Consider the following 11,331-nt stretch of genomic DNA (forward strand, 5'->3'; position numbering starts at 1 on the left):
GCCCCCCCCCTAAATAACCCCTCGCCCTGTCGGGGGCGGTGACTTTTTTTTAACCCCCCCCGCCCCCCTTACCCGGGGGGGGGGGGGGGGGGGGGGCCGGCCCCCCCCCCCGCCGCGTTCGCGCCTGCTCGCTACCGGGACTTCAGGCTGTGGCCGCCGAAGCCGCTGCGCCGGTCGGAGCCGTTGTTCTGCGTCTGCCACCAGCCGTCGAACTCCTGCTGGCCCATGGCGGACCAGTCGGGGGTGTTCTCGACCTGGGCGCTGCCCATCCTGCGGGCGAGCCCGACCATGGCCGTGCCGACGGGGCCCCGGGCGGCCTGGTAGCTCTCCAGGATCTCCTTCCAGCTGTCCCCGGCCGCCCAGGCGGCCTCCAGTGCGGTGGCGTCCTGGAGGGCTTTCACGCTGCCGGCGCCGAGGTGGGGCCGGGCCACGCTGGCGGCGTCACCGATGAGCACCATCCGGTCCGTGGCGTACTCCGGTACGTCCAGGTCGTAGATGGGCTGGATGAAGGTCGTCTCGGCCGGGGTGGAGAGGAGCTTGGCGGACCAGAAGGGCGGGAAGTGGTCGGCCACCAGAGCGCGCAGGTGCCCCGTCAGTTCGGCGTTGAGCCGGCCGGGCGGCAGGGACGTCGGGGTCCGCAGGTCGGGGTGGAGGCCGTCGATCCGCGGGGGTGCCGTGTAGAGCACCCAGTTCAGGCGGTGGCCGCCGGTGCCGTCCGGGATGCGGTAGGCCATGCAGTGTCCGCCGGGGAACACGATGTTGTGCGCGTCCAGGCCCTCGGAGGGCAGGCCGGACACGTCCGGTGACGTGCCGCGCCAGCCGATGTACCCGGCGTACGAGGCGCCGGTGCCCGGGTACATGGCCTCGCGGACCACGGAACGGTAGCCGTCGGCGCCGATGACCAGGTCGAAGCGCTCCTGCTGTCCGTCGGCGAGGCGTACCGTCGCACCGTCGGCGTCCGGCTCCACCACCTCCACCCTGGCGCCTGCCCGGTAGGTGGCCGTCTCGGGTACCCGTCGGCGCAGCTCGCTCCAGAGCGAGCCCCAGTTGTAGGCCCGGAAGGGGAAGGGCTGGGTGCCGAGAGCTCTTCCGTACTCGGCGTCGTCGTCGCGGACGCTCCACACCCGGCGGTTCAGCGGCGCCCACGGCATTTCGTCGGCCATGTATCCGGCGTCGCGCAGTTCGGCGTACCGGTCGTCGTGGACGCCGATTCCCACTCCCCTGTCGCGGAGTTCGGCGTCGGCACGCTCGAACACGGTGATCCTCTCCGCTCCCCCGCGCGCCGCCGCCAGGGCCGCGGCGCATCCCGCGATGCTGCCGCCGACCACGGCTATGCCGCCTCCACGCATGACTGGCTCCCCACTTTTCGTTTTCCGGTGCCCATTCCGGTCTTCTCCGCACGGGCGCGGCCGGCCGGCGATCCGCCTGACCGGACTTCACCGCCCTTCACCTGCGGTGAGGGCACCCGCGAAACCTTATCGAGGTGTGCGCCAGGCACGTCCAAGGCATTCACCGGGCCATCAAGTGGGCCCGGGCGGGCGGGAATACCGTGGGCCTGGCACTTTTGAACGCTCGGTGCGGACCGCCGGGACCACGGCGGGATCTCGCACACGTCCGCCCGCCCCGACGCGCACCAAATCGCCTCTCCTTGGTCTCCATTCCTTTACACGAGGCGCCCGTCAGTTCCTGGCGGTCCCTCCATGAGGCCGGTCGCAGCAGCTGTCCTGGACCCAATCTCCTACCGGACCCGTTTCCCCTGACGGCCCAGGTCTTCGTGAGCCAGCATTTTCGCCTCGCCCTGCAGGCGGGCCGCGTCCCTGCGGAATGTCGGGAGGAGTTGCATGAGGGCGTCGCCGGGGCAGTTCGTCTCGTAGGCCTCGATGTGGCCGAAGACGGTCGGGACGTCGGCCGTGGTGTTCTTCGCGAACCGGCTGTCGCTGTTGCGGGAGGTCAGGTGGGTGCGGGAGGCCGGGTCGGTCTGGGTCAGGGCCAGTTTCCAGGCGATGAGGCGTTCGATCGAGCGGCGCAGCGGCTCGGGAACTGGCGTGCCGGCGGTGAAGGTGCCGATCGCGGCGATGCCGGTCGTGCCGGTGTTCAGGCCGACGGTGTGGGCGCCGATCACCGGCCGGTCGGTACCGCCGAGGCGGCCCTCGAAGATGGTGCCGCACGTGTCGACGAGGAAGTTGTAGCCGATGTCGCCCCAGCCCTTGCCGACCGCGTGTGCCTGGTAGATCTCCCGCACCAGCGCGGGACTGTCCGCGCAGGTGTAGCCGTTGGAATGGTCGGTGTGGTGGATGACCACCGCGTGCACGGCGTCGGCGTAGTGGGGTTTCTGGTCCAGCAGCTGCGGGTCCGCGCCCCACTGCGCACGCGACACGATCGCGGGTTCGAGGGTCCTGGCCCACGCCAGGTGACCGGCCGCGGTGCTGGGCGGGTCCGGTCGCGGGTCCGGGCCGGGGGCGAAGGGGCCGAGTCCCGCCAGGGGCAGGGTGAGGAGGACGGCGACGGCCGTCGCCGCGGATCCGGTGGCCACCCGGCGTATCCGGTACCGGCGCCCTTCGGGGCGCGGCAGGGCCTGCCTTGTCCGGTGCCGGCGTCCGAGGAGGCCCCGGGCCAACTGCCGCGCCGGTGACCGGCGTCGGCCGGAAGTACGTATGTTTCTCATGTCCCGTCCAGCCTGCTCCTTCGCCTGTCCTGCCGCCCCTCCGGCTGCTCCGCACGGACGACGGCTCCGCGGCCGTCGGCCGGCGGGTCCTTCGGTCAGTCCTCCAGCAGGACGCGCCGGGACTCCCCCGGAGCCAGTTCGAAGGAGAGCTGCGGGAGGCTGATCGTGATCGGGAAGCGGTCCGAGGCGGGGACCGCGATGTCCAGGACGCCGGGGGCGGCCTGGATGTGGACGCCCCAGTGGCCCTGGTAACGCAGGGAGAAGCGGTAGTGGGAGAGCTCCGGCAGGGGGACGGGGTCCAGGACCAGGCCCTGGCCGCCGGGGCGGGTCTCCAGGCCGGTCAGGCCGCTCTGGACCAGGTCGAGCGTGCCCGCCATGGCGCCGAGGTGGATGCCCTCGCCGGTCGTGCCGCCCTGCAGATCGGCGATGTCGCCGCGCAGGGCCTCCTGCACGAACGTCCACGCGTCCGTGCGCCGTACCCGCGCCAGGACCCAGCCGTGGACCAGGCCGCTGAGGGTCGAGCCGTGGCTCGTGCGGCGCAGGTAGTACTCGACGGTGCGGCCCCACAGGGCGTCGTCGAAGGTGTAGCCGAGCCGGGCGAACAGCTCGGCGAGCTCGGAGGGGGAGAAGAGGTAGCCGAGCATGAGGACGTCGGCCTGCTTGGAGGCCTGGTAGCGGTCGACGGTGTCGCCCTCGGCCTCCAGGATGCGGTCGAGGCGGCGGATGTCGCCGTACTTGGCGCGGTAGCCGTCCCAGTCCAGTTCCTGGAGCTTGCCGTAGCCCTCGAACTGGCTGATGACCCCGGAGTGGAAGGGGATGTGGAGGTTGCGGGAGACCTCCTCCCAGTGCTCCTCCTCCGCCGCGTCGAACCCGGTGTGCAGGACCAGTTCGGCGCGCCGGGGTGCCGGCAGGCTGCGCAGGAGTTCCAGAGCGCGGGTGATCACCCAGGTGGCCGTGACGTTGGTGTAAGCGTTGTCGTCCAGGCCCGGGCGTTCCGCGTCCGGGTAGGCCTCGTGGTACTCGTCGGGGCCCATGACGCCGAGGATGCGGTAGCGGCTCAGTTCGGGGTCCCAGGTGGCTGAGCGGACCCAGAACCGGGCGATCTGCAAGAGCATCTCGGCGCCCTTGGTGTGGTGGAAGTGCGCGTCACCCGAGGCGTCGTAGTACTTGCAGACGTTGTAGGCGATGGCCGAACCGACGTGGCGCTGGAGGTGGGAGTGGTCCTCCAGCCAGCGTCCGGAGCGCGGGTTGAGGTGGAGCTGCTGGGTCTCCTCGCGGCCGTCGCTGCCGCTCTGCCACGGGTACATCGCCCCGGCCAGCCCGATCGCCTCCGCCGCGGCGACGGCGTGTTCCAGACGGCGGTGGCGGTACGTCAGCAGGGCGCGGGAGACCTCGGGGAAGTGGAGGTTGAGGTAGCGCAGGACGAACAGCTCGTCCCAGAAGATGTGTCCCCGGTACGCCTCGCCGTGCAGGCCCCGGGCCGGGACACCGGCGTCCAGCTCGGCGGTGTGCGGTGACAAGGTCTGCAGGACGTGGAAGAGATGGAGCCGCAGGATCAGGCCCGCCGCGTTGGGCACGTCCAGCTCCGCGCGACGCCACAGGTCCCGCCAGGCCGCGCGCTGTTCAGCGACGAGCTGGTCGAAGGCGGGGGCCGTGCGGGCGTGCTCCACCGCCGCGTCGCGGGGATCGCTGATCGCCCGGTCGTGGCCGGTGTGCAGCGCCACCGTCTTGTCGACGACCTGGCTGTGTCCCGAGGCGAGGGTGAAGCGGAAACGGCGGACGCTGCGGCCTTCGGTGTCGGCCTCCTCGGTCACCGTGTCCGGCGGCAGGCCGTAGCGGGCCGCGAGGGCGATCTCGATGTCGGAGGTGGTGGTGGAGCAGGTCAGCCAGGCGACGTCACCGGAGTTCCCCGCACCGGTGCGCAGGCCGGTCAGGTGGTGGCCGTCGAGGGCGCGGTAGCGGGCGACGCCCGAGTTGGTGACGGTGCCGTCGAGGGCGGCCTCGACCTCGACCTCGCCCTCCCAGTTCTCCGCGGTGAGCTCGGTGCGCAGCGCCGCCAGGTGCGGGTTCTCCATGCTGACCAGGCGTGTCTGGCGGACCAGCAGCAGCCGGCCGTCGGGGTCCTCGTAGCGGGTGCGGCGCTCGAGCACGCCCGCGTCGAGGCGGAGCGTCTGGCTGTGTTCCACGACGCGTGCGGTGCCGGGGGTGAACCAGGTGCCGCCGTCGACGGGCCGTACCCGCAGCGGGAGCCAGTTCGGCAGGTTGACCATGTCCTCGTTGACCACGTCGCGGCCGGAGACGTGCGAGGTGAGGCGGTTGTAGCAGCCCGCGGCGTAGGTGCCGGGGTAGTGGATGTCGTCGGCGTCGCATTCGGGGAAGGCGCCGCGGGTGGCGAAGTAGCCGTTGCCGAGGGTGCACAGGGACTCGCGGAGCTGCTCGTCGGCGGGCACCCACTCGTCGTACTCCCAGGTCCAGGACGTCACGATGCCTCCTCGCGCGGGCTGTCGGCGGTGTGGGCGGGGTGGGGCGCGGGGTCCTCGGGGGCGGTGAGGAGTTCGGCGAGGTCGCGGACGACCGTGCCGGCTCCGTGTTCGCGCAGGGCGGGCCCGTGGGTGCCGTCGTCGAGGCGGTCCACGCCGATCACCGGGGAGAAGCCTCCGCGGTGGCCGGCTTCCACTCCGGCGAGGGCGTCCTCCACCACGGCGGTCCGTGCGGGTGGCCGGCCGAGGCGTTCGGCGGCGTGCAGGAAGAGGGCGGGGTCGGGTTTGCCGGGCAGGCCCAGACGGCGGGACTCGGTGCCGTCGACGATGGCGCCGAAGAGGTCGGCGACGCCCACGCGCTGGAGGAGTTCGGTGGCGTGCCGTGACGAGGAGGCGGCCGCGAGGGGGACGCCGTCGCGGTGCAGGGCGCGCAGCAGCCGGACCGTTCCCGGGTAGGCCACGATGTCGCCGGAGCGCAGATGGGCGACGAAGACCTTCTCCTTGGCGGCGGCGACCTCCTCGACGGCCTCGGGGCCGGTGTTGAGCCCGCGGGAGGCGAGGAAGGAGGCGGCGCCGTCGAGGCGGGGTTTGCCGTCGACGTGGCGGAGGTAGTCCGTCTCGGCGTCGAAGGGGCGACGGTGGACCGGGTCCGCGGGCGGGTGGTCGCGGAGGTAGGCGTCGAACGCCTCTTTCCAGGCGGCGGCGTGGACGCGCGCCGAGTCCGTCACCACTCCGTCGACGTCGAAGACCACGGCGTCCGCTTCTCGCAGCAGTGGCAGAACGGTGGTCTGGGCCATCACGTGTCCTCCACGTCGCGGGGGTCCGGAAGGCTCAGCCTCCCCCGGGCGCAGGCGCCGGGCCACTCGGAGGGAGGGGGGAGGCGCGGTGGCGGGTCCGTTCGGGTGAGGGGCGGGCGGGGTACGCGGGTGCGGGCGGGGCGACGTGGTCCGACGATGGGGGCATGGTGCTGGAGGAGTTGGCCGAGGTGTCGGCGCAGGTGGCGGCGACGTCGTCGCGGTCGCGGAAGACGGAGTTGCTGGCGGAGCTGTTCGCACGGACGGAACCGGCCGAGCTGCCGGTGGTGATCGCGTATCTGTCGGGTCGGTTGCCGCAGGGCCGGCTGGGTGTGGGGTGGCGGGTGCTGCGGGAGCCGGTGGCGCCGGCGGAGCGGGCGACGCTGACGGTGGGGCAGGTGGACGCGGCGTTCACCGAGGTGGCGGCGGTGCGCGGGTCGGGGGCGCAGACGGAGCGGCGGCGGCTGGTGGAGGAGTTGTGGGGTGCGGCCACCGAGGAGGAGCAGCGGTTTCTGTACGGGCTGGTGACGGGCGAGGTGCGGCAGGGGGCGTTGGACGCGGTGGCGGTGGAGGCGGTGGCGCGGGCGTCGGGGGTGCCGGTGGCGGGGGTGCGGCGGGCGGTGATGCTGAGCGGGTCGCTGGAGGAGGTGGCGGTGGCGGCGCTGGCGGGCGGCGAGGAGGCGTTGGCGGATTTCGGGCTGGTGGTGGGGCGTCCGGTGCAGCCGATGCTGGCGTCGGCGTCCGGGTCGGTGGCGGAGGCGGTGGCGGCGCTGGGGCCGTGTGCGGTGGAGGAGAAGCTGGACGGCATCCGGGTGCAGGTGCACCGGGACGGGGAGCGGGTGTCGGTCCACACGCGGACGCTGGACGACATCACGGTGCGGCTGCCGGAGGTGGTGGAGCTGGCGCGGGCGCTGCCCGCGGAGCGGTTCGTGCTGGACGGGGAGGTGCTGGCGCTGGACGGCGAGGGGCGGCCGCGGTCGTTCCAGGAGACGGCGGGCCGGGTGGGGTCGCGGCTGGACGTGGGGACGGCGTCGGAGGAGTTGCCGGTGTCGGTGGTCTTCTTCGACGTGCTGGCGGTGGAGGGGCGGGAGCTGCTGGATCTGGGGTACGCCGAGCGGTCGGGGGCGCTTGCGGCGCTGGTGCCCGAGGAGGCGCGGGCGCGGCGGTCGGTGGTGGCCGATCCGGGAAGGCGGGGCGCGGTGGAGGGCGCGGAGGCGTTCTTGGCGGAGGCGTTGGCTCGGGGGCACGAGGGGGTGGTGGTGAAGGGGCTGGACTCGGTGTACGCGGCGGGGCGGCGGGGCGCGGCCTGGCGGAAGGTGAAGCCGGTGCGGACGGCGGATCTGGTGGTGCTGGCCGCCGAGTGGGGGCACGGCCGGCGGGCGGGGAAGTTGTCGAACCTGCATCTGGGGGCGCGGGAGCCGGACGGTTCGCTGGTGATGCTGGGCAAGACGTTCAAGGGGATGACGGACGAGGTGCTGGCCTGGCAGACGGAGCGGCTGGGGGAGCTCGCGGAGAGCGACGACGGGCATGTGGTGGAGGTCCGGCCGGAGCTGGTCGTCGAGGTGGCGTTCGACGGGCTGCAGCGGTCGTCGCGGTACGCGGCGGGGGTGACCCTGCGGTTCGCGCGGCTGGTGCGGTACCGGGAGGACAAGCCGGTGGCGGAGGCGGACTCGGTCGCCTCGGTACGGGCGGCCGCCGGGTGGGACGGCGGATGACCGGGCGCGGAGCGGGCGTCCCGGCGGGCTGACCGGGCCGGGGCGCGTACGCGGAGCGGCGCGTGCGGCGGTGGGCGGCGCCCCCCGGTGGGCCGCCCCCTCCCCCGCGCCGGGTGGTGCGGGGAAGGGGGGGCGGCTCGTGCGCCGGTGGTCGTCAGCCGGCTGCGGTGGGGGTACGGGTTTCCCCCGGCAGGGTCGCCGGGACGCGTACGCCCTGGAAGACGGTCGTGCGGCGCAGGACGAAGCCCATCCGCTCATAGAGGCGGATCGCGCCGGTGTTGCCGGCGGCGCCGTGGAGGCAGGGGGTCTCCCCGCGGGCGCGGATGCCCGCGGCGACGGCGCCGACGAGGCGGCGGGCGAGGCCCTGGCCCCGGTGGGCGGGGTCGGTGCAGACGGCGCTGATCTCGGTCCAGCCCGGCGGGTGGAGGCGTTCGCCGGCCATGGCGACGAGGGCGCCGTCGCGGCGGATGCCGAGGTACGTGCCGAGTTCGTGGGTGCGCGGCAGGAAGGGGCCGGGGCGGGTACGGGCGGCCAGCTCCAGCATCTCGGGGACGTCGTCGGGGCCGAGGGGGACGGCCTCCTCGTCGTGGGCCCCCTGAACGGCTTCGCCGGTCATCTGGAAGCCGGGGAGGCGGAAGGTCGCTTCCCATCCCGGAGGCAGGGCGGGGTCCACGGCGGCGAGGGAGAGCTCACCGCCGGGGCCGGCGAGGGCGGCCAGGTCGGCCCAGTCCTCGGGTCCCGCGTCGTCGGGCAGGGCGAGCCACGGGGAGACGTCCAGCGGGTAGCGGGCGACGCGGCCGCGGCGTTCGGCGAAGTGGGCGTGGGGGCCGTTCAGCGAGGTGAGGCCGGGGTTGTCCAGGGGGTGCGGCCCGGGGCCGGCGCTCATGCGGCGTTCTCCGGGGCGGCGTGCGGGTGCGGGCCGGGGCGGCCCGGTGACATGGGGTGTTCCGTGGGCATGGGGTGTCGTCCTTGTCCTTCTGCTGACGTGCCGGCCCTCCCCCACCAGAGCGCGACGCGGACGGGGCGGGGCGCAGGCGGAGCGGGGCTCCGGTCTCCCCGATGATCGCGCACGCCTCGCTCGCTTCGCGAGGCATTTCACGAGGTGGACATGGAGCGTTGACGAGCCGGGGCCGGTTGACACGGAAGGGAGCGAGCTGGACGCTTAGCCCCTACGGGAGAGCGCTCTCCCACACGGAACGGGGCGGTGGCGGATGCTGACGGACCACGAGGCGGCGCGGCTGGTGGACAAGCTCGACCTGGAGCGGAAGGTCGCCCTGCTCACCGGGGCCGACACCTGGCGTACCGGCGGGGAGACCGCGGTCGGGCTCCGGGCGATGACGCTCTCGGACGGTCCGGCCGGGGTGCGCGGCCCGGCCTGGGACGAGCGGCTGACCTCGCTGCTGCTGCCGTCGCCGACGGCGCTGGCGGCCCTCTGGGACGAGGCGCTGGTCGGCGAGGTGGGGGTGGCGCTGGCGGCGGAGGCGCGGCGCAAGGGGGTGGACGTGGTGCTGGCCCCCACCCTCAACCTGCACCGTTCCCCGCTGGGCGGGCGGCATTTCGAGTGCTTCTCCGAGGACCCGTGGCTGACCGGCCGTACCGGTGCGGCCCTGATCGGCGGCGTCCAGGCGGGCGGGGTGGCCGCCACCGCCAAGCACTTCGTGGCCAACGACGCGGAGACCGAGCGGCTGACGGTGGACGTGCGGGTCGGCGAGCGGGTGCTGCGGGAGCTGTACCTGGCGCCTTTCGAGGCGGCCGTGGAGGCCGGGGTGTGGCTGGTGATGTCGGCGTACAACCGGGTGAACGGGGCGTCGATGGCGGCCAGTGGGCTGCTGCGTGAGCCGCTGAAGTCCGCGTGGGGGTTCGACGGGGTGGCGGTCTCGGACTGGGGGGCGGTGCGGGAGCCGCTGGAGGGGGCGGCGGGTGGTCTGGATCTGGTGATGCCGGGGCCGGGCGGGCCGTGGGGCGACGCGCTGGTGGCGGCCGTGCGGGAGGGCCGGGTGCCGGAGTCGGCGGTGGACGAGAAGGTGGCGCGGCTGCTGCGGCTGGCGGCGCGGGTCGGCGCGCTGGCGGGGGCCGGGGGAGCGCCGGCGGCGCCTCCCCGTCCGGCCGGCGCCCGGGAGGTGTCTCGGCGGGTCGCGGCCGCCTCCGTCGTACTGCTGCGCAACGACGGGACGCTGCCGCTGCGCGCCCGGGCCCTGCGCACGGTCGCGGTCGTCGGCCCGCACGCCGTACGCCCCCGGGCGCAGGGCGGGGGAAGCGCGGAGGTGTTCCCCGAGCGGGTGGTGTCGGCGTTGGAGGGGCTGCGCGCGGCGCTGCCCGGGGTGCGGATCATGGAGGTGCCGGGGCCGGACGTGTCGGCGGAACCGGTACCGCTCGATCCGCCGCTGGCCCGGCATCCGGGGAGCGGCGAGCCCGGGGTGCGGGTGCGGATGCTGGACGCCCAGGGCGGGGTGCTGTACGAGGAGCACCGGCTGTCGGGCCGCATCCTGGAGCCGCGCCTGGTGCCGGGGGCGCACACCGTGGAGGTGGCGGCCCGGCTGCTGCCCGGGGAGGCGGGGCTGTGGACGTTCGGGGTCGCCGGGTGGGGCCGGATGTCGCTGAGCGTGGACGGGGCCCTGGTGGTGGACGGGGTGTTCCCCCGGGACACCGACGATCCGACGGCGGTGCACGTGAAGCCGCCGAGGCGCACGGCGCGGGTGCGGCTGGCCGCGGGGCGCCCGGTGACGGTGGTGGCCCGCCGTGAGCTGGCCGGTGACGACGGACGGGCGGTGGTGCTGTGCGCGGCGCCGCCGCAGCGCGACCCGGCCCGGGCGGTGGCGCGGGCCGCCCGGGCCGCCGCGGCGGCCGACGTCGCGGTGGTGGTGGTCGGGACGACCGAGGAGAGCGAGTCGGAGGGGCGGGACCGGCACACGCTGGCACTGCCCGGCGGCCAGGACGCGCTGGTGCGGGCGGTGGCGGGCGCGCAGCCGCGCACGGTCGTCTGCGTCAACTCCGGCGGGCCGGTGGAGCTGCCGTGGCACGGCGAGGTTCCGGCGCTGCTGCTGACGTGGTTCGGGGGCGGTGAGGCGGGCGCGGGGCTGGCCGACGTGCTGACCGGCGCGGTGGAGCCCGGGGGACGGCTGCCCACGACGTGGCCGGTGGCGCTGGAGCAGGCTCCGGTGCGGGAGACCCGGCCCACCGAGGGGGCGCTGGTCTACGAGGAGGGCCTGCACATCGGCTACCGCGCCTGGCTGCGGGCGGGCACGGAGCCCGCGTACTGGTTCGGGCACGGGCTCGGGTACACCCGGTGGGCGTACGAGCGGATGAGCGTGGGCCCGGTGGAGGGCGGGGCGGGGTTCGCGGTGCGGGTGCGGGTGCGCAACACCGGGGAGCGGGCGGGCCGGGAGGTGGTGCAGGTGTATCTGGCGCGGCCGGACTCGGCGCTGGAGCGTCCGGTGCGGTGGCTGGCCGGGTACGCGGCGGTGTCGGCCGAGCCGGGGGGCGTGGCGGAGGCGGTGGTGCGGGTGGAGGCGCGCGCCGTCGAGCACTGGTCGGCCGAGGAGGGCGGCTGGCGCCGGGAGGCGGGCGCGTTCACGGTGCTGGCGGGCCGGTCGGCGGGGGATCTGCCGCTGACGGGCGTGGTGGAGGTGGACTGACGGCCCGCAGGGGCCCGGTCCGGCCGGACCGGGCCCCGGCGG

At 74.7% G+C, this 11,331-nt stretch carries 7 protein-coding genes; 2 read left to right on the top strand and 5 right to left on the bottom strand.

What is annotated here, in order from left to right:
- Positions 1-131: 131 nt before the first annotated feature.
- The 4 genes from ACFWMZ_RS27585 to ACFWMZ_RS27600 all read right to left on the bottom strand — a co-directional run bounded on the left by ACFWMZ_RS27585 (position 132) and on the right by ACFWMZ_RS27600 (position 5,942).
- Positions 132-1,349, bottom strand: coding sequence for an FAD-dependent monooxygenase (locus tag ACFWMZ_RS27585; RefSeq protein WP_383182495.1), 1,218 nt, complete (start codon positions 1,347-1,349; stop codon positions 132-134).
- A gap of 389 nt (positions 1,350-1,738) precedes the next feature.
- Positions 1,739-2,533, bottom strand: coding sequence for a peptidoglycan recognition protein (locus tag ACFWMZ_RS27590; protein WP_383204850.1), 795 nt, complete (start codon positions 2,531-2,533; stop codon positions 1,739-1,741).
- A 227-nt stretch (positions 2,534-2,760) separates the two neighbouring features.
- A complete protein-coding gene (locus tag ACFWMZ_RS27595) occupies positions 2,761-5,148 on the bottom strand; it encodes a glycoside hydrolase family 65 protein (protein WP_383204853.1) in 2,388 nt (795 codons plus the stop codon).
- A complete protein-coding gene (locus tag ACFWMZ_RS27600; RefSeq protein WP_383204856.1) occupies positions 5,145-5,942 on the bottom strand; it encodes an HAD family hydrolase in 798 nt (265 codons plus the stop codon). The genes ACFWMZ_RS27595 and ACFWMZ_RS27600 overlap by 4 nt, the downstream gene beginning before the upstream one ends.
- Positions 5,943-6,106: 164 nt before the next feature.
- Here ACFWMZ_RS27600 and ACFWMZ_RS27605 point away from each other — a divergent pair, with 164 nt between their 5' ends.
- Positions 6,107-7,654 (top strand): ATP-dependent DNA ligase, encoded by a 1,548-nt coding sequence (locus tag ACFWMZ_RS27605; protein WP_383182503.1) that lies wholly within the window; start codon positions 6,107-6,109, stop codon positions 7,652-7,654.
- 154 nt (positions 7,655-7,808) lie between these two features.
- Here ACFWMZ_RS27605 and ACFWMZ_RS27610 read toward each other — a convergent pair whose 3' ends face one another.
- Positions 7,809-8,540 carry a GNAT family N-acetyltransferase gene (locus ACFWMZ_RS27610; protein WP_383182505.1) on the bottom strand — a complete coding sequence of 244 codons (732 nt, stop codon included), beginning with the start codon at positions 8,538-8,540 and terminating at the stop codon, positions 7,809-7,811.
- A gap of 325 nt (positions 8,541-8,865) precedes the next feature.
- On the opposite strand from ACFWMZ_RS27610, the gene ACFWMZ_RS27615 reads away from it, so the two are divergent.
- Positions 8,866-11,289 (top strand): glycoside hydrolase family 3 C-terminal domain-containing protein, encoded by a 2,424-nt coding sequence (locus tag ACFWMZ_RS27615; RefSeq protein ID WP_383204859.1) that lies wholly within the window; start codon positions 8,866-8,868, stop codon positions 11,287-11,289.
- Positions 11,290-11,331 lie beyond the last annotated feature (42 nt).

The sequence above is a fragment of the Streptomyces sp. NPDC058373 genome (genome assembly GCF_042723275.1).
GTDB lineage: Bacteria > Actinomycetota > Actinomycetes > Streptomycetales > Streptomycetaceae > Streptomyces.